The 24,577-nt window shown below is 50.4% G+C and carries 24 protein-coding genes; 8 read left to right on the top strand and 16 right to left on the bottom strand.

Annotated elements, in window-relative coordinates; all coding sequences use genetic code 11:
• Nucleotides 1–417: 417 nt before the first annotated feature.
• From ACO0LC_RS25505 to ACO0LC_RS25430, 16 genes are all read right to left on the bottom strand, one after another.
• Nucleotides 418–1,326: an alpha/beta hydrolase fold domain-containing protein gene (locus tag ACO0LC_RS25505; RefSeq protein WP_423008473.1), complete on the bottom strand. Its 909-nt coding sequence runs from the start codon at nucleotides 1,324–1,326 to the stop codon at nucleotides 418–420.
• A 281-nt stretch (nucleotides 1,327–1,607) separates the two neighbouring features.
• Nucleotides 1,608–2,012, bottom strand: a complete 405-nt coding sequence (locus tag ACO0LC_RS25500) for a VOC family protein (RefSeq protein WP_423008471.1) — start codon at nucleotides 2,010–2,012, stop codon at nucleotides 1,608–1,610.
• A gap of 53 nt (nucleotides 2,013–2,065) precedes the next feature.
• Nucleotides 2,066–2,470 (bottom strand): VOC family protein, encoded by a 405-nt coding sequence (locus tag ACO0LC_RS25495; RefSeq protein ID WP_423008469.1) that lies wholly within the window; start codon nucleotides 2,468–2,470, stop codon nucleotides 2,066–2,068.
• Nucleotides 2,471–2,502: 32 nt separating this feature from the next.
• Nucleotides 2,503–2,844, bottom strand: a complete 342-nt coding sequence (locus ACO0LC_RS25490) for a YciI family protein (protein ID WP_423008467.1) — start codon at nucleotides 2,842–2,844, stop codon at nucleotides 2,503–2,505.
• A gap of 36 nt (nucleotides 2,845–2,880) precedes the next feature.
• Nucleotides 2,881–3,303 carry a VOC family protein gene (locus tag ACO0LC_RS25485; protein WP_423008465.1) on the bottom strand — a complete coding sequence of 141 codons (423 nt, stop codon included), beginning with the start codon at nucleotides 3,301–3,303 and terminating at the stop codon, nucleotides 2,881–2,883.
• 141 nt (nucleotides 3,304–3,444) lie between these two features.
• Nucleotides 3,445–4,509 (bottom strand): alpha/beta fold hydrolase, encoded by a 1,065-nt coding sequence (locus tag ACO0LC_RS25480; protein WP_423008463.1) that lies wholly within the window; start codon nucleotides 4,507–4,509, stop codon nucleotides 3,445–3,447.
• A 51-nt stretch (nucleotides 4,510–4,560) separates the two neighbouring features.
• The gene (locus ACO0LC_RS25475; protein WP_423008461.1) at nucleotides 4,561–5,826 is read right to left on the bottom strand and encodes an RNA polymerase sigma factor; all 1,266 of its coding nucleotides are present in this window, start codon (nucleotides 5,824–5,826) and stop codon (nucleotides 4,561–4,563) included.
• Between the two features lie 148 nt (nucleotides 5,827–5,974).
• Nucleotides 5,975–7,657 (bottom strand): long-chain-fatty-acid--CoA ligase, encoded by a 1,683-nt coding sequence (locus ACO0LC_RS25470; protein ID WP_423008459.1) that lies wholly within the window; start codon nucleotides 7,655–7,657, stop codon nucleotides 5,975–5,977.
• Nucleotides 7,658–7,891: 234 nt separating this feature from the next.
• The gene (locus ACO0LC_RS25465; protein ID WP_423008457.1) at nucleotides 7,892–8,710 is read right to left on the bottom strand and encodes a DUF2145 domain-containing protein; all 819 of its coding nucleotides are present in this window, start codon (nucleotides 8,708–8,710) and stop codon (nucleotides 7,892–7,894) included.
• An 11-nt stretch (nucleotides 8,711–8,721) separates the two neighbouring features.
• A complete protein-coding gene (locus ACO0LC_RS25460) occupies nucleotides 8,722–9,153 on the bottom strand; it encodes a hypothetical protein (RefSeq protein ID WP_423008455.1) in 432 nt (143 codons plus the stop codon).
• A 167-nt stretch (nucleotides 9,154–9,320) separates the two neighbouring features.
• Nucleotides 9,321–11,381: a M13 family metallopeptidase gene (locus ACO0LC_RS25455; protein WP_423008453.1), complete on the bottom strand. Its 2,061-nt coding sequence runs from the start codon at nucleotides 11,379–11,381 to the stop codon at nucleotides 9,321–9,323.
• A gap of 183 nt (nucleotides 11,382–11,564) precedes the next feature.
• Complete coding sequence (locus ACO0LC_RS25450) at nucleotides 11,565–12,461, bottom strand: sulfurtransferase (RefSeq protein WP_211324382.1); 897 nt, start codon at nucleotides 12,459–12,461, stop codon at nucleotides 11,565–11,567.
• Nucleotides 12,462–12,509: 48 nt separating this feature from the next.
• Complete coding sequence (locus tag ACO0LC_RS25445) at nucleotides 12,510–12,989, bottom strand: GNAT family N-acetyltransferase (protein ID WP_423008450.1); 480 nt, start codon at nucleotides 12,987–12,989, stop codon at nucleotides 12,510–12,512.
• A 31-nt stretch (nucleotides 12,990–13,020) separates the two neighbouring features.
• The gene (locus ACO0LC_RS25440) at nucleotides 13,021–13,836 is read right to left on the bottom strand and encodes a LytR/AlgR family response regulator transcription factor (RefSeq protein ID WP_423008448.1); all 816 of its coding nucleotides are present in this window, start codon (nucleotides 13,834–13,836) and stop codon (nucleotides 13,021–13,023) included.
• A 5-nt stretch (nucleotides 13,837–13,841) separates the two neighbouring features.
• A complete protein-coding gene (locus tag ACO0LC_RS25435; RefSeq protein WP_423008446.1) occupies nucleotides 13,842–14,972 on the bottom strand; it encodes a sensor histidine kinase in 1,131 nt (376 codons plus the stop codon).
• 147 nt (nucleotides 14,973–15,119) lie between these two features.
• Complete coding sequence (locus ACO0LC_RS25430; protein ID WP_423008445.1) at nucleotides 15,120–16,361, bottom strand: CaiB/BaiF CoA transferase family protein; 1,242 nt, start codon at nucleotides 16,359–16,361, stop codon at nucleotides 15,120–15,122.
• Between the two features lie 48 nt (nucleotides 16,362–16,409).
• On the opposite strand from ACO0LC_RS25430, the gene ugpQ reads away from it, so the two are divergent.
• From ugpQ to ACO0LC_RS25390, 8 genes are all read left to right on the top strand, one after another.
• Nucleotides 16,410–17,156 carry a glycerophosphodiester phosphodiesterase gene (gene ugpQ / locus ACO0LC_RS25425; RefSeq protein WP_423008443.1) on the top strand — a complete coding sequence of 249 codons (747 nt, stop codon included), beginning with the start codon at nucleotides 16,410–16,412 and terminating at the stop codon, nucleotides 17,154–17,156.
• A 137-nt stretch (nucleotides 17,157–17,293) separates the two neighbouring features.
• On the top strand, nucleotides 17,294–17,614 hold the full coding sequence (locus tag ACO0LC_RS25420; RefSeq protein WP_423008441.1) for a hypothetical protein: 321 nt from the start codon (nucleotides 17,294–17,296) through the stop codon (nucleotides 17,612–17,614).
• 332 nt (nucleotides 17,615–17,946) lie between these two features.
• Nucleotides 17,947–20,559 (top strand): alanine--tRNA ligase, encoded by a 2,613-nt coding sequence (gene alaS, locus ACO0LC_RS25415; protein ID WP_423008439.1) that lies wholly within the window; start codon nucleotides 17,947–17,949, stop codon nucleotides 20,557–20,559.
• Nucleotides 20,556–21,074, top strand: a complete 519-nt coding sequence (locus ACO0LC_RS25410; protein WP_423008437.1) for a GNAT family N-acetyltransferase — start codon at nucleotides 20,556–20,558, stop codon at nucleotides 21,072–21,074. The genes alaS and ACO0LC_RS25410 overlap by 4 nt, the downstream gene beginning before the upstream one ends.
• A gap of 7 nt (nucleotides 21,075–21,081) precedes the next feature.
• Nucleotides 21,082–21,600, top strand: a complete 519-nt coding sequence (locus tag ACO0LC_RS25405) for an NUDIX domain-containing protein (protein ID WP_423008435.1) — start codon at nucleotides 21,082–21,084, stop codon at nucleotides 21,598–21,600.
• Between the two features lie 337 nt (nucleotides 21,601–21,937).
• Nucleotides 21,938–22,165 carry a sulfurtransferase TusA family protein gene (locus ACO0LC_RS25400; protein ID WP_110257077.1) on the top strand — a complete coding sequence of 76 codons (228 nt, stop codon included), beginning with the start codon at nucleotides 21,938–21,940 and terminating at the stop codon, nucleotides 22,163–22,165.
• A 628-nt stretch (nucleotides 22,166–22,793) separates the two neighbouring features.
• Nucleotides 22,794–23,546, top strand: coding sequence for an electron transfer flavoprotein subunit beta/FixA family protein (locus ACO0LC_RS25395; RefSeq protein ID WP_423003499.1), 753 nt, complete (start codon nucleotides 22,794–22,796; stop codon nucleotides 23,544–23,546).
• A gap of 88 nt (nucleotides 23,547–23,634) precedes the next feature.
• On the top strand, nucleotides 23,635–24,564 hold the full coding sequence (locus ACO0LC_RS25390) for an electron transfer flavoprotein subunit alpha/FixB family protein (RefSeq protein ID WP_423008433.1): 930 nt from the start codon (nucleotides 23,635–23,637) through the stop codon (nucleotides 24,562–24,564).
• Nucleotides 24,565–24,577: the final 13 nt, after the last annotated feature.

Below are 24,577 nucleotides of genomic sequence, written 5' to 3'. Positions count from 1 at the left end.
GGGGTTTTTGATGTGTTTTATTGCCGTCAAAAAATCCTGCAAATTGATTTGCGAACGCAAAAGAAATCCGTTTAAATGTGTTACCTATGTCTCAATACACCTGTAACCTATGTCCCTGTTCTATACAGCGACGCAAGAAAGGTATGTAGCTGTCGGGCTACCCCCGACCGGCAATCGTCAATGACTTGTGATCGCACTTAAAAACACCAATATACAATCACGATGAATCTGAAATTACTTCGCCTAATAGTTTGCTACGAACGCCCCTGGAGCGCCAGCCCGGTGGATTCCTGCTAAAAGCACGCAGGAATGACGACTTTGAGAGGGGTGGTCATTCAATCTATATCCTGTTGCTCAAGCAAAACGAATTACTGACCATCCATGACATGCAGGCCTGGAATCATGAGCTGACAGCACCTACAGTTTCTCCTTCAAAAACTGCAACAATCGCGGTGCCAGATATCCAGAATCCGTCCCCGGCATCCTGATAGGCTCAGAAGCCCAATAATGCCCCACATTTTTTAACACGACAGAACTCACAGAAAACCCTGCCTGCTTCAAGGCATGCATGAAAGCCATCGACTGCGCTTCCGGGTCAACGAATTTATCCTTGGCTCCCCAGCTCAAAAAAAACTGCGTTTGATTATTTGCCCGCGTCACATACGACAGTGGTGAAGCTTCAAAGTAAATTTTACGGTTGTCGATCAGGCTATCACCCAGGAAGCCCTGGGCAATATTATTGTCTGGGTAGTAGCGATTGGAGTGCTCCCATTTTGCCGTCAGATCATAGCTGCCATAAATACCTACGCAAACCTTGACCCTGGTAGTGGGCTGCTTGCCATCTGAAAACGGCGGCTGGTCACCCGCCAGTGCGACGATAGTGGCAAGCTGCGCTCCGGCGGAGTCACCCATCAAACCTATGCGTTCAGGATCAAGCTGGTAAGTTGCTGCCTGCTGGCGCAAGAACTGCACCGCAGCGCGCACGTCATGTACGGCGGCTGGATAGAGATTGGTTTTGTCTTTGACCAGGCGATAATTGACGGCAAATACGGCATAGCCATTGCGTGCCAGGTAAGGGCCCCAGTGCTTATACAGGCTGGCATCGGCAAAACGCCAGTCGCCACCGTGGATGGCGATGAGTGCGGGATATTTACCATCTCCCTTGGGACGGTATAAGTCACCAGTCAAGGCAGCTTCACCTGTGCCTTGATAGACAATGCCATGCTGGACTTCATACCTGGTATCTGGCATGGTCGCATGTGCAGCGCCCGCTATGAACAAAATCATGCTTAAAAAGAACAGAGCAGTTTTGGTGAGGTAATGCATTAAACGATGTAAAAGAGATGGGGTGTTATTGAGCGCGGATAGGCGACTTGGCTGGCTGATAATTTCCATTTCTGATTCCATGCAATTTGAAGAGTTTTATCTGGGATATGGTGGCGTACTGTGTCAGTATGTCGCGTCAGCGAGAGTAGATGGCGATAGTGTGACCAAGCTTGAGTCTGCCGTGACGAATTGCATGAAAACGAAAGTGGGGGGCATAAAAAAACCGCCTCTTAAGTAACTTAAGCAGACGGTTTGGTAATTTCAACTCAGCTTGTACAGATTTATTTGCACTCGCCTTCAGCTACCATGTGCACCAATTCCCAGCCATGACCATCGATATCATGGAAACCATGGCCGTACATGAAACCATGGTCTACTGGTTCTTTGGGTACTGTGGCACCAGCTGCCCTTGCCTTGGCGACCAGACTATCGACTTGCTCGCGGCTGTCGCAAGACAGGCAGTTCAACACTTCAGTGCGTTCACGCGCATCGCTGATGGGTTTGTTGGTGAAACCGGCAAAAAATTCTTCCACCAGCAACATGACGAAGAGGTTCTCCCCCAACACCATGCAGGCAGCCTGGTCATTGGTGAACTTGGCTTCAAAACTATAACCCAGGCTGCTCCAGAATTCTTTTGAGCGGGGCAGGTTTTTGACAGACAGGTTTACAAAAATTTGCTTATGCATTTTGACTTCCTTTAATTTTTTTGTACTGTTATTAAGCAGTATTACTAGCCGCTTTATTTGCATTCGCCTTCCACTGCCCATGCGCAGCAATTCCAGCCATGACCATCAAGATCATAGAAACCTTGGGCATACATGAAGCCATGGTCTTCCGCTTCGTCCGGTATGGTAGCGCCAGCGGCCCGGGCTTTTGCGATGAGGGTATCGACATGCTCGCGACTGTCGCAAGAGAGTGCATGCAAGACTTCTACACGCTCATGTGCATCGCACACGGGTTTGTGGGCGAAGCTGGCAAAGAGCTCTTCCACCAGCAGCATGACCAGGATGCTTTCACCGAAGATGACGCAGACGGATTTCTCGCCGCTGAATTTTGAGTCAAAACTGTAACCCAGACTGCTCCAGAATTCCCTGGCGCGGGCCAGGTTTTTGACAGGCAGGTTGACAAAGATTTGCTTATGCATTTCGTTCTCCTTTAATTTGCTGTCGCTGTTGCCTACATGGCGGGCAGATCAAGTGCGCGCACGGGGCGTACTTCTATACTGCCGTGCTGGGCGGGCGGAATTTTTGAAGCCAGGTGTATGGCCTCATTCAAATCCCTGGCATCAATCAGATAAAAGCCAGCCAGCATTTCCTTGGTTTCGGCAAATGGGCCATCGGTGACTGACAATTGTCCGTTCCTTACCCTGACCGTGGTGGCAGTGTGTACAGGATGCAGGGGTTCAGCCGCCAGCATGTGGCCACTGTCGATCAGGCCCTGGGCATACATGCCGCATTTTTCATCCGGGCAGGCATTCCAGTGTTCATTGTCGAGATAAACCAGGCACAGGTATTTCATGGAGCCTCCAGCAAGGTCGCGATAAGATTGATCTGATTACAGTGGCAAAGGTTCGCCATTGACTATCCAAGAGGTGCCATATTTATCGACCAGCATGCCCCAGGACTTGGCCCAGAATGCAGGCTGCACTGGCATCGTGATCTGACCGCCTTCTGCCAGCGCATTGAAGATCTTGCTGGCTTCTTCTGTGGTATCGTAATTCAAGGCAAACGAAACACCCTTGATGCCCTCATACGGCATTTGTTGCGGGCAATCACCGGCAAACAGCAAGCCACCGTCGGGCAGTTCCAGGCGTGCGTGCAAGATGCGGTGGGCAGATTCTGCCGGTATCATGGCTGCCATAGGTGAATCGGCACCACTCATCATGACGGTGATTTTGCCGCCCAGGACTTGCTCATAATAGTACATGGCTTCCTTGCAGTTGCCATTGAAGGACAGGTAAGCGATAGGATGTGGCATGGTCATTTCCTTTTATCAATTGTTTGGATTATCGTGTGAAAGCATCTCCACATCTGATAGTCGAATGGCTGGACAGTAAATCGACACTACTTCAAAAAATATTTTAAAAATTTTTGAAAAGCATAAAATTGCTGATGGATATTAATTGCTCAGACTGCGCACACGTTCATTGAGCAGTTTTAATTGTGCCTCAATAAATGGCAAATTCGGATCATGTCCGGCGCGTGGCACGACGATATATTCTTTTTTCGGTGCGGTAATGCTATCCACATATAGGCGGGTAATCTCTGGCATGGTCAGCAAATCTTCCGCCCCCTGGACAAAAAAGACAGGGATGGAGAATTTGCTTGCCGTGGCAGGAAAATCCACGGTACTGAACATGCCATCACCCTTGTAGCCGACAAATTTCAGGAAAGAGTAATCTTCACCAGCTTCGTAATCCGCCAGTGCTGATGTGGTGGCATAGGCCGGATCAGATACCCACCATGCTTTTGGGGCAGGGTCTGTACTCAGTGCTTCATATTTGCGTATTGCCTTGCGCAAAACGCCGAAGTTGCGTGGATTGTTCCACGGCGGCGGGCCAAGAGCACTCATTTTTGTGACGGTTTCCTGATCGCTTGCCGCCTGTGCCAGGCTCAATACCTTGCTGTAGCTGGCCGCCTGGTTAGTCTTGTAGCTGACGACCTGAGAAGTACCTACGTAGGCATAAAATAATTCAGGCCTGGACAAGCTCATTTGTACACCGAGTATCGAACCCCATGAACTGCCTGTCAGGATGATTTTTTTCTTGCCCAGATGTTGGGTCAGATAAGCCGCCAGGGCGACGCCATCGTCAGCCATTTGAGCGATTGTCAATGGTGTTTCTTCGCCGGGTTTGTTCTTGCCAAATGTCTTGCCTGCGCCGCGCTGATCCCATTGCACCAGGGTGTAATCTTTTTCCCATGCACCGTAAATAGCCTTGGCATAGGGGCTCATGGTATTGCCGGGGCCGCCATGCACGATCAGGATAACTGGGTTACCGCAATGGCTGCCTTTGATGGTCACCCATTGGGGTATGCCGCCTATTTCAACAAAACCTTCTTCATTGATGGCTTGTGTGGCAGCCTTGCAGGCCCGCCCGGTAGAAATCGGTGCAGCTTCAGCAATGCAAAATGCAGGGAGAAAACTCATGAGTAAAGTGGCAAGGACGCGGTGCAGTTCGGACATATATCTCCTGGGGTTAGGGGCGAGACTTTTTGAAGGAAGTTGTTTGCTTACCTACTTACTTAAGGCTTGTATCCGGCGCTCAATAAAGCGCTTTTCCGGCTCTTGTTTGCAGAGTTTCAGCGCCTGTTCATAGGATGATTTTGCCTGCGCCAGGTCACCATTACGGCGGCACAGGTCAGCTCTCGCTGCATGAGCCAGATGGTAGTTTTGCATTTCCTGTTTTTCCAGCAGGGTTGCTACCAGTTGCAAGCCTGTCTTTAATCCGCCGGTACACATGGCGATGGCGATTGCGCGGTTCAATTCTATGACGGGGCTGACTTCTACCCTCAGCAAGGCATCATACAGGCCAGTGATTTGCGGCCAGTCAGTCTCTGCATAAGTAATGGCCTCTGCATGGACGGCAGATATCGCCGCCTGCAGTGTATAAGCAGCAAAGTGGCCAGAGCGTAAAGCCTGTTCTACCAAAGTGCAGCCTTCGGCTATCAAGGTCTGATCCCACAACTGCCGGTCTTGTTGTTCCAGCGCGATTAATTCGCCCCGGGCATCCGTGCGGGCAGGGCGGCGTGACTCATGCAAGAGCATCAGCGCCAGCAAACCGCTGACTTCAGGTTCTGGCAATAATTCTTGCAGCAGGCGTGTCAGTCGTATAGCTTCTGCTGCCAGATCCAGGCGCAGGGCATTATCACCAGCAGAGCTGGAGTAGCCTTCATTGAAGACCAGGTAAATCACCCTCAGCACGCTATGCAGGCGGGCTGGCAGTTCTTCTTTTTCTGGCACCTGATAAGGGATTTTGGCATCACGTATCTTTGCCTTGGCACGTACTATGCGTTGTGCCAGAGTGGGTGCCGGGGACAGGAAGGCATGGGCGATTTCTTCTGTTGTCAGGCCACAGACTTCACGCAGTGTCAGGGCCACCTGGGCATCGGCTGCCAGTGCCGGGTGGCAGCAGGTAAAAATGAGGCGTAACCTGTCATCTTCCACGATGCTAGCTTCAAGTGTAGTATCGCCAGGCTGGCCGCTTTCATCCACCAGCGCCTCTACGGTTTCCAAATGCTGGTCCAGAGGGTCAAAGCGGCTTTGTCTGCGTATGCTGTCTATCGCTTTAAAACGTCCAGCCGACACCAGCCAGGTATGTGGATGCTCAGGCATGCCTTTTTCTGGCCATTGTTCCAGTGCTGCCTTGAAGGCTTCATGCAAGGCTTCTTCTGCCAGCCCAAAATCTCCCAGTAAATGTACCAAAGTCGCAAATACGCGACGCGAATCGCGCTGGTAGATATCCTGGATGTTTTGCTGCAGGGCTACGCTGGTTTGTGTCATTGTCGTGACAGTACGAAGATGTTTGTTTAAATTTTAACATCCTTCCCTAATATGTAAATTCTGTTTTTACATGCAGGTGCACATAAAAAAACGCCTGGCTAAGCAGGCGTGAACTGGTGCAGAGGTACTACAGAGGTGGAACAAATCGTCAGGCTACTTTTTTCTCATCCCGCAATTCGCGGCGCAATATCTTGCCCACGTTGGACTTTGGCAGTTCTGTTCTGAATTCTATGTATTTGGGTTTCTTGTAGGAGGTCAATTGCTCCTTGCAATAGCTCATCAACTGTACATCGGTCAATTGCGCATCCTTGCGCACCACATACAGTTTGACAGCTTCGCCAGAATTGCTGTCGGGTACGCCGACGCAGGCGCATTCCAGTACGCCAGGGTGGCTGGCGACCACGCCTTCAATTTCATTTGGGTACACATTGAAACCGGACACCAGTATCATGTCTTTCTTGCGATCGACCACGCGGATAAATCCACTGGCTTCCATGATGCCTATGTCACCAGATTTAAAGTAACCATCTGCCGTCATGACCTTGGCAGTTTCATCCGGGCGGTTCCAGTAACCCTGCATGGTTTGTGGCCCGCGTATGGCGATCTCTCCTGATTCACCCAGCGGTAGCGGCTGGCCATGGTCGTCGAGTATGGCAATTTCTGTCGATGGCAGGGGCAAGCCTATGCTGCCATTGAAATCACTGGAATCAGTAGGATTGCAACTGACTACCGGTGAGGTTTCTGACATGCCATAGCCTTCTATGATGGGGCAGCCTGTCACTGCCTTCCAGCGCTCGGCGACGGCGGGTTGCACAGCAGTGCCACCACCATTGCAGGCTTTCAGCAAAGTGAAATCCAGCCTGGCAAAGTCTGCATTATTGAGCAGGCCGTTATACAGGGTATTGACTGCTGGCAGCATGCTGATCTGATGCTTGGAGAGCGTCTTGACCAGGCCTGGTATATCGCGCGGATTGGGTATCAGGATATTCATGCCGCCCAGGCGCATGCCCATCAGGTAACAACTGGTCAGCGCAAAGATATGGTACAGGGGCAGGGCGCAGACTATGCTCATGGCCTCTACCTTGGGAGCCTTGTTCAATGCCGGTTGCGCCCAGGCTTCATTTTGCAAGACATTGGCCGTGACATTGCGATGAGTCAGCACGGCACCCTTGGATATGCCAGTCGTGCCTCCAGTGTATTGCAGAAAGGCGATGTCATCATGGCTGATGGTCACAGGCTGTAATTGCAGGCCCGCACCCTGGTCCAGCGCCTGCTTGAAGCTGATAGCACTGGGCAGGGAAAATTCCGGCACCATTTTTTTAATATGGCGCACCGCAAAATTGAGTGCCATGCCTTTGAAGCCACCCATCAGATCGCCCATGCTGCTGACGACGATGTGTTTGATCCTGGTTTTACCCAAGACCTGTTGCAGGGTAGTGGCAAAATTTTCCAGGATGATGATGGCTTCAGCACCAGAGTCATTGAGCTGATGTTCAAGCTCACGCGGGGTGTAGAGTGGGTTGATATTCACCGCCGTGTAACCGGCGCGCAAGATGGCGGCGATTGCTACCGGGTATTGCAAGAGATTGGGCATCATGACGGCAACGCGGGCACCTTTTTCCATCCCCCTGTTTTGCAGCCAGGCCGCCAGTTTTTTGGATAAGGTATCAACCTCGGCATAAGTCAGGTATTTGTCCATGCAGACATAGGCCTGACGCTGGGCATATTTATCGAAGGATTCTTCCAGCAGATGCACGACCGAACTGTACTGTGTACAGTCAATTTCTGCGGGGACGCCCTTGGGGTAGGATTGCAGCCAAAACTTCTCCATGCTTTACCTTTGTCTCTGGTTTTATGAAAATCTGGCGACGCAAGGAACAAGCCTTGCACGCTGATATTGGCAAACTTATTATTATTTTGTGGACATGCTAAGGGGAGGGATGTAAGGCAAGCAAGACTTATTCATAACATTTGAATAAGTCTTCTAATCGACGCCTATGCGGCATTGCAGCAAACCCGGGGGATCCCGACTTGAGTTCGTGCTGGATTTATCTGGCCTGGTGCCTTACTGCTTGAGCACCAGTTTTTCAGCCCTAGCATCTCGTGACATCACAAACCGTACTATGGATTCAACGGTGACTGTATCGATTTGCCCGGCCATGCGGCGATCGAAAGGGTGGTCGTCGAAAGCGACATTGGCGCGGAACATGCGTGCACCCAGGCGTGTCAGCGAGGGGATTTGCAGGGTATCCGGCTTGTAAGACGCTGATTTTAACCAGGCTTGTGCTTGCGTGCGGTTTTCTATCTTCACATCATTGGCCTGGGCTGCGGCGATGACTTCCAGTGCCCATTGATTGGAGTTTTGATAGGTCGTGGAATAGGCATAGGACAACATGTTATAGCGTGCAGCATGCAGGTTTTTGGCGCGGCCATCGGCCATCACTTGTCGCAATTTTTCTTGCAGTTCAGGGCTGGGGATGAGGATCAGGGTTTCAAAGGCAAACATGTCATCCATGAAGAAGTTACCCAGACCTTCCCTGAATAATTCCGAGTTGGCAGTGCCGCATTGATTGAGCTCATGCATGACCGACCATGTGCCATCTGGCAGGTGTTCTATCAAGCCCAGATGCGAATAGCGCAAGTTGTATTTGGATAAATCCTGGCCTACGCGGGCGATGATGGCAACCTCGGCCTTGGTATCATCCAGCTTGATCTGGGTTTTGTGCGCAAACTCCAGGGCCTGCATGATTTTTTTGGGATCGTAATTGCTTTCCTCACAGGCACGCCCGGCAAAAGCCGGGGCTGCGCAGGCAAACGTGAGGATAATCAACACGCGCTGTAACAGCACAAGCGTGACAGGGGAAGTCAGTGAGTTTTTGCGCATATTCAATCTGATCAGACCTTGTTGTGATGCATCAGGGCAGTACCTATTTCATTCGGAATAAACGCGATTACCTTGCCTGCACTGACCAGCAGATAACCTGTTGTCGTGGCGCTGACTTCCACCACAGCACCGCTGACCAGACCGGCTTTTTCTATACCCTTGCCAGATAATCTGACCGTGGTGCTGACTGCCTGGGTAGAGCCTTTGAGCACGACAGTCACGCCATCGGCCCCAGCCTTGACAGTATCAACGATCATCTCGCCTGATCCAGCCACCATGGAAAAACCACCCAGCATGATGATACCTACCCCCATGGACAAGGCTTCAGAGCCGCCAGAAGGGCCGCAAGAGATGCAACCACGGCCAGCATGTGCGGAAAGCGGTAACAGGCTGCTGGTGCAGAGGGCAGCAATAATGGCTATTTTGCGGAAGGCTAATGACATTTGGTCTCCTGATGAGTACATAGAAAGTACATCCACAATAATATAAGACCACAAAATCACAAGCTATTTGTCAACGGTAGCAAATAGTTACAGAAGAAGTCGTGAAATCTGCTACCTGTCTACCAATATAAAGACAGGTAGCATGAGGATTTTACTGATAGCGCCGCTTACCAGATGCTGACGCGTTTTTCTGGTGGCAGGTACATCTTGTCGCCAGGTTTGACATCAAAGGAGGTATAAAAATCGGGATGATTGACCAGGCTGCCATTGACGCGGAATTCGCCAGGGGAGTGCGGATCAGTCTTGACCAGGGTGATAGAGCGCTGTTCACGTGACTTGCCGCGTCTGGCTTGTGCCAGGCCCATGAACAGGCGTTGCTCTGCGGTCCAGCCATCAATCACAGGTGCAGGTTTGCCTTGCAGTGAGAGCTTGTAAGCACGCAAGGCCATGACGATGCCCGCATTGTCGGCAATGTTTTCACCCAGGGTCAGTTTCCCATTCAGGACATAACCTGGAACGGGACTATACGTCGCATATTGATCGACCAGGCTGGCGGTTTTTTTCTTGAATTTTTCCTGGTCTTCGGCTGTCCACCAGTTACGCAGGTTACCGTTACCATCATACTGTGCACCCTGGTCATCAAAGGCATGGCTGATCTCATGGCCGATGGAAATGCCCAGTGCACCGTAGTTGAAAGCATCTTCCGCGGTGACGTCAAACAAGGGTGATTGCAGGCGTGCCGCCGGGAAGACGATTTCATTCATAGTCTCGCTGTAATAAGCGTTTACCGTTTGCGGCGTCATATGCCATTCTTCGCGGTCTATGGGTTTGCCCAGCTTGGCAACTTCCCTGTCATAGTGGGCTTTGCGTGCTCGCAGCAGGTTGCCGACCAGGTCATCACTCTTGATCGTCAGGCCAGTATCGTTCTGCCATTGTCTCGGGTAGCCTATCTTGACACTGATTTTAGACAGTTTGATTTGCGCCTGCTTCTTGGTCTCAGGACTCATCCAGTCCAGTGTTTCTATGCTTTGTTTAAAAGCTTCGAGGAAATAGCCGACCATTTTTTCCGTGCGCTGTTTGACTTCAGGCGAGAAGTATTTTTCCACATAAATCTTGCCTAGAGTTTCACCCAGGATCTGATCTGTCAGTGCCACGCCGCGTTTATCACGCGTGCGGTTTTCCTTGATGCCGGCGATCGTGGCACCCTTGAAAGCAAAGTCTTCATTGACAAAATCCGATGACAGGAAAGGGCTGTAAGTGCTGATCAGATGCCAACTGAAATAAGATTTCCATGCATCCAGTGAAAAGTTGTTGAGGCTATCGTCAAGGCCCTTTATAAAACTCGGCTGCTGTATGATGAGATCATTGACCTTGCCTTGCATATGGGCCGACTGCAGATAAGTCGTCCAGTTAAAAGCAGGGGTCATCTTGTTCAACTCGCCAGCCGACAATTTGTTGTAAGTCTTGACCGGGTCACGGTTTTCCACGGCTGTCCATTGTGCATTGGCCAGTGCAGTTTCCAGTGCGATGATATTGTCAGCTTGTGTCGTGACATTTTTTTCGCCAGCCAGCGTCAGCATTCTTTCTATGTGTGCCTTGTATTTGGCGCGGACGTCCGCCATTTTTGCATCATCCTGCTTCAGGTAGAAATCGCGATTTGGCAAGCCCAGACCGCCCTGGGATACCTCAACCGCGTATTGGCTGGAATTTTTGCTGTCCTGGCCTATACTTGCACGGATGGGCGTGTTGACGCTGATTTCATGGAAATGTGCAATCAGTTTAGGGATGGCAGCTTTATCTTTCAGGGCTGCAATGTGCGCCAGTTCGCTCTTCAAGGCTGCAATGCCCAGGGCATTGAGTCTCTTCTCATCCATGAAGCTATTGTAAAGATCACCGATTTTTTGCAGATCTGAACCAGCTCGCCTGTTGCCATCCCTGGCTGCGCTTTCAACGATGGTGCGCAATTGTTGCTGCACATCTTCACGCGCTTTCATGAAAGTACCCCAGTCAGATTTGTCTGCCGGGATTTCATTGGCTGTCAGCCAGGCACCTTGTGCATAGCGATAGAAATCATCCTGGGCGCGTACGGCCTTATCCATGTTTTCGGGATGGATGCCAGAACCAAGCGCAGTCGCTTTGGCAACTATTGTCGTTGGGCTAGGATCTGCTGCATGGGCAACATTGGCCAGCAGGCTGAGTGCGAGAGTGCTGAGTAGCAAGCGTTTCATAGGGGGTCTCTGGATAAGATGTTTTTATTGTCTGAGCAGGCGCTCTCGACGCTCTGGAATTATAAGAATTAGTGAAAGGATAGACTGAATGAGCCTGGCGAAGTTCATTGCGGAAAACAAAAAAAGCATTACTGCTGTTAACAGTAATGCTTTTATCTGAAAGCGTTATGTGAGCGAGGCTGACTATTGGGCAATAGTGGCTTCAGCTTCAGTAGCGCCAGTAGACTCTTTCTTGCAATGCGGGCAAGACTTGCCAGAGATATACCAGGGCGATAATTGCTCACGCGGCGTGACGACTGCGCGGCAGGCAAAGCATTGTTTGGTATCGGTAGCTTCCAGTTGCGGGTTCAATGCCGTGCGGTAGTCAAACACAAAACAATCGCCATGGTAATGATCGCCGCCGACTTCTTCAAAATACTTGAGGATGCCGCCTTCGAGCTGGTAGACGCTGTCGAAGCCTACATTCTGCATATGGATGGCGGCTTTTTCGCAGCGTATGCCGCCGGTGCAGAAAGTCACTACGGTTTTGTCATTCAAGGCATCACGATTGGCTTCAATAACCGCCGGGAATTCTGTGAACTTGGCTATGCGGTAATCAATGGTGTTGTCAAAGCTGCCAACGTCGACTTCAAAATCATTGCGGGTATCGACCATGACCACGGCTTTGCCATTGTCATCATGACCCTGATCCAGCCAGCGTTTCAGTGTATGTGCATCCACCGCAGGGGCTCGGCCTTCTTCAGGCTTGATCAGCGGCATGCGCATGGTGATGATTTCTGCCTTTAACTTGACCAGGATCTTGGTGAAGGGCTGGTGGTCAGAAAAACTCTCTTTGGCGACCACGTCTGCAAAACGCGGGTCCTGATGCAGCCAGTCCATATAGGCATCTATCTCATGGCGCAAACCGGCCAGGAACATGTTGATGCCTTCTGGCGTCAGCAATACCGTGCCTTTCAGATTCAGTTCTTTGCATTTGTCCAGAAACACCTGGCGTTTTTCAGCGGTGTCATCGAAAGTGATGAACTTGTAGGCAGAAATATTGACGTAGGGTTTATCGGGTGTTTGTATTACAGCGGGCATGATGAAATTCAGTAAGTCATTGATTTGGCAGCATTATAAGCGATTTAATCAGGCTTTTGCGAGCAGCAGCATCTCGATATGTGGAATATCGTCTTCCAGATAGATGTCAGAAACCGTCTCAAAACCAAAGCTGCCATAGAATTTTTCAAGGTAAGCCTGGGCACCGATACGGATAGGAGCTGCCGGGTAGAGCGCGTGCAAAGCCTGGATGCCATGCGCAATTAAAGCTTTGCCAACGCCTGTGCCACGCCAGTCCTGGGTACTGATGACGCGTCCTAATGAGGCTTCGACAAAGCTGATGCCTGCCGGGACTATGCGCAGGTAAGCCGCCACTTCGCCGTCTGGTGTCCAGGCAGTCAGGTGATGTGAAATAGGGTCTTTGCCATCCACATCCTGATACACGCAGTTTTGCTCAATAACAAACACAGCAGCACGCGCCTGGTAAATCGCGTGTAATTGCAAATTGCCTAATTCGGTAAAGCTGGCACATTGCCATTGCAAGTCTTTTAAGTTTTTTGGGTTTGTCATTGACGCTCACTTTTAATTTTTTGTACCTAGCTTACATCTGTCTGAACAAGTGTGCATAGACTCTACTGACTTGTAGCTTGTCTTCACTACCTTTGAGCTTCAGGCTGATCTTGCCAGTGTCATCCTTGTTGGCAATTTGTATATGCAGAGTATTGACGACGGTGCTGCGGTGGATTTGCCAGAAGATGCTGCTGTCGAGCTGTGGCAAGAGTTCACGCAGGCTGCTGCGTATCAGGGACGAATGTTCTCTGGTGACGACATTGATGTATTTGTCAGTCGCTTCAAAATACAGCACATCATCGACATTGATCATGCGTATCTGGTTGCCGACAGCGGCGCGGATGATGCGCAGGCGTTCTGGTGCTGCCTGATGACTGGTGCTGCCAGGAAGGGCTTGACCAGGGACAAGGTGGCGCAATTGTTCGAGTACACGATCAAGTTCGTTTGGCCTTTGCACGCCATCTGCCAGCCTTGCTTGCAGTCTTTGCACGGTCTTGCTCAGACGTTCTTCACTGACAGGCTTCAAGACATAATCAGAGGCCGAATGTTCGAAGGCTTCTATCGCATATTCATCATAGGCGGTGACATAGACTATCAGCGGGAAGGCCTTGTCATCAGGCCATTCTTCTGCCAGTTCCTGTGCCACTTCCAGTCCGGTTTTACCCGGCATCTTGATATCCAGGAAGAGGATGTCTGGCTGTTTGTCCAATGCTTCCTGTACTGCATGTACACCGTTTTCAACCACGGCGCAGAGTTGCAGTTCCGGCCAGAGTTTTTCCAGCATTTTTTGCAGGGTCAGCGCGAGTATGGGTTCGTCTTCCGCAATCAGGGCACGTTTGGCTGTCATGGTAATTATTCTTTGATAGGGATATTGAGATGGGCAATTGCCCCTTCGGGTTGATTGGCTTGCAGTGTCAGGCTGGCTTGTGGCCCATACAGGGCTAGCAGGCGCTCACGGATATTGGCGTTGCCGATATTGTGACCCTCGCTGCTGATGTTCTTGCTGTCATCAAAATTAAAGGGCAGGCCCAGGCCGGTGTCGATGACTTTCAGATGGAGAATGGCATCTTGTTTTTCGGCGATGACATGGATGCTGCCACCTTCCATTTTCGGCTCCAGCCCATGCTTGATAGCATTCTCCACCAAAGGTTGCAAGAGCATGGGGGCAATCGCTGTTTGCTGCAAATCGTCGGGCAAATCCAGGGTGTATTGCAGGCGCTTGCCCATGCGTATCACCAGCAATTCCAGATAGGCTTGCATCAGAGTAAATTCCTGCTTCAACGTGGTTTTTTCTGCGCGGGATGAACTCAGGGTATTACGCAAATAGACGATCAATTGTGCCAGCATGTGCTGGGCGCGCGGTGGGTCTATCGCAATCAGGCCTTGCAGATTGGCCAGGGTATTGAACAGCATGTGCGGTTCTATCTGTGCCTGCAGCATTTGCAATTGTGCTTGCATCGCCTGTTTTTCTATCGCGGCATTCTTGGCTTTTTCTGCTTCGGTAGAGGCCTGCAATTCTGAAATTCTGGCACGGCTCCAGAATGACCATGCCGCAATCAGGCTGACTATGCAAGTCATGGCGATAGAGCTGAGCAGATATGGTGACTTAATCGTTTTGACATCCGGAACAGGGTAGTTGAATACCACGGCGGCGATCGACATGCCCACCAGTAAGGCCAGGGGCGCCACCACGATACACATGAGGTAAAAACCGATGGTGTTTGGTGTCCCGGCACCCCAGAACAGGCGCTTGAATATCTTGATCAGCAAATAGGCTGAAAAGCCTATGAACATGGAAAACACGATGTGTTCAAACAGATTGCCGCGCGCATGCAGGATATAGTGGACGCCAAATCCGCAGGCCAGGTTGATGGCCAACAGGCGCGGCATGTCGCCGATAACTCCTAGCAAGCTCTGGTAATTCTCAGGCTTTAATTTTGACTGTAAATAAGTCTGGAGTTGGCGCAAAAATTTATTATTCATTTCATCGTGGGCTGAGTATCTTTGTGCTTGCAGCTTAACCTGTCTCTGGCCCGGGCCATAGGTCAACAGGATAAAGACAGCGGTTTTTGTCGTAAAGGCGGGCAAATCTGGCGTGAATAAACCATGCCAGATTTTACGAGCTTGTTTTTATATAATGTTTTTTGCCTTTAAGGCCTGCAATTGTTGCTCGTCATAGCCTAGTACAGTAGTCAACACAGACTGGGTATGTTGCCCGAGCAAGGGGGGGGCTGATGGATAGGTAACCGGTGTTGCCGATAATTTCATAGGGCTGGCCACAAGTTTGACTTGCCCGGCAGTGGGGTGGGGCAGATTGATTTGCATTTCGCGCGCCAATACTTGCGGGTCGTCAAATACTTCATCAAGTTTATTGATGGGCCCGCAAGGCACACCAGCCTCTTCCAGCAGGCTGATCCATTCCTGCTTGGTTTTGCGTTTGACCATCTCTGCCAGCACAGGCACCAGCACATCCCGGTGTTCTACGCGTTGAGGATTGGTGCTGAAGCGTGGGTCATCTGCCAGTTCTTGCAAACCACCTATTTGTACAAATTTTTTATATTGACCGTCATTCCCAGCGGCGACGATGATGTGGCCATCTGAGGTCGCAAAGGTTTGATAGGGCACGATATTCGGATGTGCATTGCCCCATCGTTTAGGCGCATTGCCGCTGGCCAGGTAATTCATATTCATATTGGCCAACATCGACACTTGTACGTCCAGCAAGGCCATGTCTATGTACTGGCCTTCACCTGTCCTGTCCCTGTGTGTCAGTGCCGCCATGACGGCGATGGTGGAATACATACCTGTCATCAGGTCAGCAATCGCCACCCCGGCTTTTTGCGGGCCGCCGCCTGGCAAGTCATCACGTTCCCCCGTCAATGACATAAAACCGCCCATGCCTTGCACGATGAAGTCATAACCGGCCCGGTTGGCGTACGGGCCATCCTGGCCAAAGCCGGTGATGGAGCAATACACCAGGTCAGGTTTGATCAATTTCAGAGATTCATAGTCCAGGCCATATTTCTTCAACTGGCCAACCTTATAGTTTTCCAGCACGACGTCAGATTTTGCCGCCAGTTCACGGATGATTTGCTGGCCTTCTGGCGTGGCGATATCCACCGTGATGGCCTGTTTGCCGCGGTTCGCCGCCAAGTAATAAGCTGCCTCAGTGGTGTTATTCCCTTCTGCATCGCGCAAATACGGTGGGCCCCAGCTGCGGGTATCGTCGCCGCTGCCTGGACGCTCAACCTTGATGACTTCTGCCCCCAGGTCGGCCAGGTTTTGTGCACACCAGGGGCCTGCCAGCACCCGCGTCAGGTCCAGTACTCGAATATGACCCAGGGCAGTTTTTTGTAGCGACGAGCTCGACATCTTCGATTATCCTATTAATATTATTTATCAGCTTGTACGGAGCGCATCATGTGGCCCTATCCTAAAGTCATCGCCCACCGTGGTGGTGGAACTCTGGCACCAGAAAATACCCTGGCAGCGATGCGTTGCGGATGGGAGCACGGTTTTGCCGCCGTGGAATTTGATGTCATGTTATCAAAGGATGGCGTTCCTGTGCTCATGCATGATCCTGAATTTGGCAGAACCGTGGCTGGCAGTGGTCGCGTGACAGATACTTTGGCAGCAGATTTGCAGAATATGGATGCCGGTAAATGGTTTGCTGACAGCTTTCAGGGCGAGCCTGTCCCCTTGTATGCCGATGTAGCAGGTTTTTGCCGCCAGCATGGCATCTGGATGAATGTGGAAATCAAACCATCTCCAGGGGCTGAGGAAGAAACCGGCAGGGTAGTGGCAGAGCAGACATTAGCCCTGTTTGCCGATGTTGCCGTCGTTGATGCCCTGCATTTGCCGCTGTTTTCTTCTTTTTCATTTGCCGCCCTGATGGCAGCCAAACATGCTGCACCCACCATACCACGCGGGTTTTTGATGGATAAAGTCACTCCTGACTGGAAAGCGCGCCTGCAGGAACTGGCCGCCAGGGCCTTGCACACCAACCACAAACACCTGACGCCAGAGCAGGTGAGAGAAGTCAAAGACGCGGGTTATGGCGTATTTTGCTATACCGTCAACACACCAGAGCGGGCAGCAGAAATTCTGCATTGGGGCGTCGATGCATTTTGCACTGACAGAATAGATCTGATACCAGCTGATTTCTAAAATTTGCTATGACTTCATGGCTTTACAAGTGCTTACACTGATTACATTTTCCCTGTCATCAAAATAAATCCAGCTTTCGTTAATGGCGCATGGGCAGTTCGCTCATAGTACAAAATACTCTCTGCTAAGGAAAAACCATGAAATCCATCAAATTTGCTGCTGCTCTTGTCGCTACTCTCATCGCTGGTTCGGTTTTTGCGCAAACCAATACCCCAAATATTGATAAGCGCCAGGAAGTGCAGCAAAAGCGTGTCGCCAAAGGCATGGAAAGCGGCGCCTTGACGGCCAAAGAATCTGCTAACCTGGAAAAGCGCGAAACCAAGATAGAAGCCGATAAGCAGGCAGCCAAAGCAGACGGTGTTGTCACCAAGGCTGAACGTGCCAAGCTGGAACATGAAGAAAACCGCGCCAGCAAGAAAATTCGTAATAAAAAGCACAATGCCAGTGTTGCTGGTTGAGTTGCTGCATATCCAAACCAGGCCGCCAGTTTCCGCTGGTGGCCGTGATTTTTGTAAAAAAGATAATCATATTCTTTGCGTATTGCTGTAGTCATCAATCCTGTTGATGATGATAAAACAACGATAAATTGATTGAGATATAAACAGTTTTTCTCCTGCTTTTCTCTGTGTCTCCGTGCCTCTGTGTTGAGAGGTCTTTCCTTTTTCAACAGATTTTTCAATAAACTTGCCTGTCTGCCACCAGCCAGCATAGATAATGTGCTGAATTTATACCGTATAATCGGCGGTTACAATCGTTATTACACCCATTTTTCAGCTTAGAACCATCATTTATGAACTCGTCAGAAATCCGCGATAAATTCCTTAGCTTTTTCGAATCCAAGGGCCATACCCGTGTGCGCTCTTCCAGCCTGATACCCGGCAATGATCCTACCCTGCTGTTCACCAACTCCGGTATGGTGCAGTTCAAGGATGTGTTCCTCGGCCAGGACAAACGTGCCTACACCCGTGCCACGACAGCGCAACGCAGCGTACGTGCCGGCGGTAAACATAATGATCTGGAAAATGTAGGTTACACCGCGCGTCACCATACTTTCTTTGAAATGCTGGGTAATTTCTCTTTTGGCGATTATTTCAAGAAAGATGCGATTCACTACGCCTGGGAATTGCTGACGACAGTCTATGGCTTGCCAAAAGACAAGCTGACCGTCACCGTCTATCAGGAAGATGACGAAGCCTACGATATCTGGAAAAACGAAATCGGCGTACCAGTAGAGCGCATCATCCGCATCGGCGACAACAAGGGTGCGCGTTATGCATCCGACAATTTCTGGCAAATGGCTGACACTGGCCCTTGCGGCCCTTGTACCGAGATTTTCTATGACCACGGCCCGGAAATCTGGGGCGGCCCTCCAGGTTCACCAGATGAAGATGGCGACCGTTTCATAGAAATCTGGAATTTGGTGTTCATGCAGTTCAATAAAGATGAAGCTGGTGTCCTGAATCCCCTGCCTAAACCATGCGTGGATACCGGCATGGGCCTGGAACGTCTGTCTGCAGTTTTGCAGCATGTGCATTCCAACTATGAAATCGATACTTTCCAGAATCTCATCAAGGCCGCTGCGCGTGAAACTGGCTGTACTGATCTGGAACACAATTCCCTGCGCGTGATTGCCGATCATATCCGCTGCGCTGGATTCTTGATCGTTGATGGCATCATCCCTGGTAATGAAGGCCGTGGCTATGTGCTGCGTCGTATTACCCGCCGCGCTTTGCGTCATGGTCACAAGCTGGGCCAAAGCCAGCCTTTCTTCTACAAACTGGTGCCTGATCTGGTCAAGGAAATGGGTGTTGCTTATCCTGAACTGGCTGAGGCGGCTGAGCGTGTTGCCCAGGTATTGAAGCAGGAAGAGTTGCGCTTTGGCGAAACTCTGGGCAATGGCATGAAGATATTGGAAGCAGCACTTGCCAAAGACAGTAAAAACCTGGATGGCAAAACAGCCTTTACCTTGCATGATACCTATGGTTTTCCGCTTGATCTGACGGCAGATATTTGCCGCGAGCGCAATGTCGTACTGGATGAAGCGGGTTTCCATGAAGCGATGCGCAAGCAAAAAGAAAGCGGCAAGGAAAATAGCGAATTCACGATGGCTGCCGCCATTGAATACAGTGGTGAAAAAACAAAATTCGTCGGTTACGATCAATTGCAGCACGAAGCCAAAGTGATAGCCCTGTATGTTGATGGCACTGCTGTCAATGAAATCAAGGCTGGCCAAAAAGCGATTGTCGTTCTTGATACCACACCTTTCTATGCAGAATCAGGTGGTCAGGCTGGCGACTCTGGTGTGCTGGTGGGTGCGGATGGTGCCGTGTTTGAAGTGAGTGACACCAGAAAAATCCAGGCAGATGTATTCGGCCATCACGGCGTATTGAAATCTGGCAGTCTGGCTATTGCACAGAATCTCAAGGCAGAAGTGAACCAGGAAATCCGCGCACAAACCATGCGCAATCACTCCGCTACGCATTTGATGCACAAGGCCTTGCGCGAAGTATTGGGCAGCCATGTCGCACAAAAAGGTTCTCTGGTGGATGTGGAAAAAACCCGCTTCGACTTTAGCCACAATGGCCCTATGACTGCCGATGAAATCCGTCAGGTAGAAACCATCGTCAACCGTGAAATTCTGGCAAACGCCGCAACCCAGGCGCAGGTCATGGGCTATGACGACGCGGTCAAGCATGGCGCGATGGCTTTGTTTGGCGAAAAATATGGCGATGAAGTGCGCGTACTTGACATCGGTACTTCGCGTGAGTTGTGCGGTGGTACTCACGTGTCCCGTACTGGCGATATCGGCCTGTTCAAGATCGTTGCTGAAGGCGGCGTTGCTGCCGGTATCCGCCGTGTAGAAGCGGTAACTGGTGAAGTGGCATTGACTCTAGTGCAAAACCTCAACAGCCGCATCAATGAAGCTGCTGCCGCCCTGAAAACCCAGCCAGAAGAACTGACGCTGCGTATCGGGCAAGTGCAGGATCATGTCAAGGCTTTGGAAAAAGAACTGGCGACACTGAAATCCAAAATGGCTTCCAGCCAGGGTGATGATCTGGTCAATCAGGCAGTGGATGTCAAAGGCATCAAGGTGCTGGCAGCGACGCTGGAAGGCGCTGATGTGACAGCCCTGCGTGAAACCATGGACAAGCTCAAGGACAAGCTGAAAACAGCCGCCATCGTATTGGCAGCGGTCAATGATGGCAAGGTCAGCCTGATTGCCGGTGTGACGGCGGATAGCACATCCAAAATCAAGGCTGGTGACCTGGTCAATTTTGTGGCGCAGCAAGTCGGCGGCAAAGGTGGTGGCCGTCCTGACATGGCGCAAGCGGGTGGTACTGATGCCAGCGGCCTGGCAAAAGCCTTGGAGGGTGTGACTGAATGGGTAACTTCACGTCTATGATACATATACGTCGCGCTGAAGTTTCAGATGCGGCCCAACTGCAAAGGGTGTTTGCCAGTGGCGGCACCTATGCAGGTACTTTGCAACTGCCACATCCCTCATTGGAAATGTGGCAGGAGCGGCTGGAAAAGACCGATCCCAAGGACACCAGGCTGGTCGCCATCTATGATGGTGTGGTGGTTGGTTCAGCCAGCCTGCATCTGGAAAAGGCGCAAAGGCGGCAACATGTCGCTCACCTGGGTATGGGGGTAGCCGATTCCTTTACCGGCCGTGGGATAGGCACGGCCCTGTTGACCGAGCTGCTGAATTTGTCAGATAACTGGCTCAATATCCTGCGTCTGGAGTTGACCGTGTTTTGTGACAACACTGCCGCCATCCATCTGTATAAAAAATTTGGTTTCGAAAAAGAAGGCATGATGCGCGCGCATGCTTTTCGTAATGGTCAGTATGTCGATAGTTATGCCATGGCGCGTTTACATCCCAAGCAAGCGATGATACCGCTGAGGGAAACCTGAGGTCAGCATGGAAATAAAGTTTTGCCCGGTTTGTGCAACATCACTGATAGAACGTGCAGATGAACAAGAAGTGGCTAAGCTGAGGCTGGCTTGCCCCGAGGGCCACTGGACCCATTGGGATAATCCCCTGCCAGTATTGGCTGCTCTGGTAGAATTTGATGACAAGATACTGCTGGCACGCAATGCTGCCTGGCCAGAAAATACCTTTGCCCTCATCACCGGCTTCATGGAGCGTGGTGAAACCCCGGAGCAGGGCGTGGCCCGTGAACTCAAGGAGGAAACCAATCTCGATGCTGATGAAATCAGCCTGATTGGTGTCTATGAATTCATCCGTAAAAATGAACTCATCATCGCCTATCACGTCAAGGCATCGGGCATAGTCAGCCTGTCACCAGAATTGCTGGAATACCGCCTCATAGAACCCGAAAAACTCCGGCCCTGGAATGCTGGCACCGGCCATGCCATGGCAGACTGGATGCGTACACGCGGTCTGGAGCCAGTCTATAGAGAGTGGGAAGGTAAGTAGTTTCCATCTTTTGCAGCGCAAAACAGAGCGGGTATATTGTGCATGTCTGTAGATGTAATTTGATATGTTATTGCCAATAAAAAGGCAATTTTACAATTGTTTTGATGAAATATCTGTATTTAGTAAGTCAGCAGTAAGTTTAATGACTAAGATGAGGATATGGACTTTGAGCGAAGAATCTTCGGTTTTGCACCATTTTCGTGCGGAAACTTTTTAAAATATTTGGTCTTTTGTTGTTAGTCTGCTGCGATGCACCATACAAATGAAAATTCCGGTAGAATTGGTGCATCAATTGTAGTGCGTATGTGCTTACTCAATTTGTATTTCTGGGAAAATCATGCAATTCAATAAAGAACTGGATGCACGCGGACTGAACTGTCCCCTTCCAATTTTAAAAACCAAAAAGGCGCTGGCCGAAATGCTCACTGGTGAAGTGCTGCATGTGCTGGCGACTGATCCTGGTTCGGTCAGGGACTTCAAGGCCTTTTCCAAGCAAACTGGCAATGAGCTGTTGTCGCATCAGGAAAACAGCAAAGAGTTTGAGTATTTCATCAAACGCAAATAAGCATCGTCAAAGTATCATCAGTCTGCGATTACCCGTCGGCAAAGCAGCAGATGAAAAAACCCGCAATCTTGTTGCGGGTTTTTTCATTTTTAACCAGGCATTTTTTTTGGGCTTGATTCGCCCCGCACTATATCGCAATTATGTTGGGGCGTACAAAATTGTCCGGCCTGGTTAAGGCTGAGTGAAACCCTGCATGCCGCAGAATCTTCTTGCATCGATAGGTAGTATATTGCCTCAAACTCCGACTGCGCCTTCAGTAACAAAAACAGTGCTTTAGGGCAAAGTCTTGGCCGCATCACTGCCTGCTAATCTTGCGAAATCCTTAATGGATTAGGCATTCTGCTCTAGTGCCAAAGTGGATTAAAAAGAACGCTCGTGCTAAATTGTGCAAAATCTTGATGTTTTCGTTTTATAATCAATAGAATTTACGTATACGTCAATTTGCCGATGTGAAAGCGCAGTAATATGAGGGATTCATTGAAGAGTCCTGCGTTTTATCAGTCTTGCAAGCAAAATGGCGAAACGTCAGGCAGCAAATTTTCAGTATCAAGCTTTAAAATTCGTATCAAGTTTCGTATAAATCGGTATTAAATTCGGTATTTCCCAATTAGCTCATAAAGGCAGAACTATGAAAGTCCTGGTACCAGTCAAACGCGTCGTCGATTACAACGTCAAAGTACGTGTCAAATCTGATGGCTCTGGCGTTGATATCGCCAACGTCAAAATGTCCATGAACCCATTTGATGAAATCGCTGTTGAAGAAGCGACCCGCCTGAAAGAGGCGGGCGTGGTGACAGAGGTGATCGCTGTTTCTTGCGGCGTGGCGCAATGCCAGGAAACCCTGCGTACTGCCATGGCAATTGGTGCTGACCGTGGCATCCTGGTCGAAAGCGATGCAGAACTGCAACCGCTGGCTGTGGCTAAATTGCTCAAGGCACTGGCTGACAAAGAACAACCACAACTGATCATCCTCGGCAAACAGGCTATTGATGATGACAGTAACCAGACTGGCCAAATGCTGGCAGCCCTGCTGGGTTGGCCACAAGCGACATTTGCTTCCAAAGTCACCGTTGCTGATGGCAAGGCTACAGTGACACGCGAAGTAGATGGTGGCCTGGAAACATTGTCCTTGACACTGCCAGCCATCATCACTACAGACTTGCGTTTGAATGAGCCACGTTATGTGACTTTGCCTAACATCATGAAGGCCAAGAAAAAGCAACTGGACAATGTCAAACCAGCAGACCTGGGCGTGGACGTTGCTTCCCGCGTCAAGACCTTGAAAGTGGTAGAACCACCAAAACGCAGCGCTGGTATCAAAGTGCCTGACGTAGCGACCCTGGTGGCCAAGCTGCGTAACGAAGCCAAGGTTATTGGCTGATAGTTTCCAGCTTTCATAAAGACAGAATTTAAGAATAATTTTTGTTGCCCGGATATTGATCCTGACAACGCATCAAGTGGAAGACATCATGACTACACTCGTCATCGCTGAACACGACAACGCTGGCCTCAAGGGCAGCACATTGAATACCGTCACTGCTGCTGCTCAATGCGGCGCAGATGTACACGTACTGGTTGCCGGCCACAATGCTGGCGCAGTTGCACAAGCTGCTGCACAAATCGCTGGCGTTGCCAAAGTATTGCATGCAGATGCAGCGCACTTTGCTGATGGCCTGGCAGAAAACATTGCCGAGCAAGTATTGGCAATCGCTTCTGGCTACAGCCACATCCTGGCACCAGCAACTGCCTATGGCAAAAACATTTTGCCACGCGTTGCTGCCAAGCTCGACGTCTCGCAAATCTCTGAAATCACCAAAGTAGACAGCCCTGACACGTTCGAGCGTCCTATCTACGCTGGTAACGCCATCGCGACTGTGCAATCGACAGACGCCATCAAGGTCATCACTGTACGTACGACAGGCTTTGATGCTGCGGCTACTGGTGGCTCTGCTGCTGTCGAAACTGTTGCTGCAGTTGCTGATTCTGGCAAATCTGCTTTCGTGTCTCGCGAAGTGGCCAAGTCTGACCGTCCTGAGCTGACAGCTGCGAAAGTCATCGTTTCTGGTGGCCGCGGCATGGGTTCTGGCGACAACTTCAAGATTCTGGAACCATTGGCTGATAAGCTGGGTGCTGCCATGGGTGCATCCCGTGCTGCGGTGGATGCAGGGTTCGTGCCGAATGACTGGCAAGTTGGCCAGACCGGCAAGATCGTTGCTCCTACCCTGTATATTGCCGTCGGTATCTCAGGCGCGATCCAGCATCTGGCCGGTATGAAAGATTCCAAAACTATCGTTGCTATCAACAAAGATCCAGAAGCACCGATCTTCTCGGTAGCTGACTACGGCATCGTTGGCGATCTGTTTGAAATCGTTCCACAGCTTGTAGCTGAATTAGGTTAATTTCTTGGCCGCT

The organism is Undibacterium sp. JH2W, from assembly GCF_049340425.1.
Lineage (GTDB): Bacteria > Pseudomonadota > Gammaproteobacteria > Burkholderiales > Burkholderiaceae_D > Undibacterium.
The sequence above is the reverse complement of the archived record's forward strand: the minus strand, read 5'-3'. Positions and strand labels throughout refer to the sequence as shown.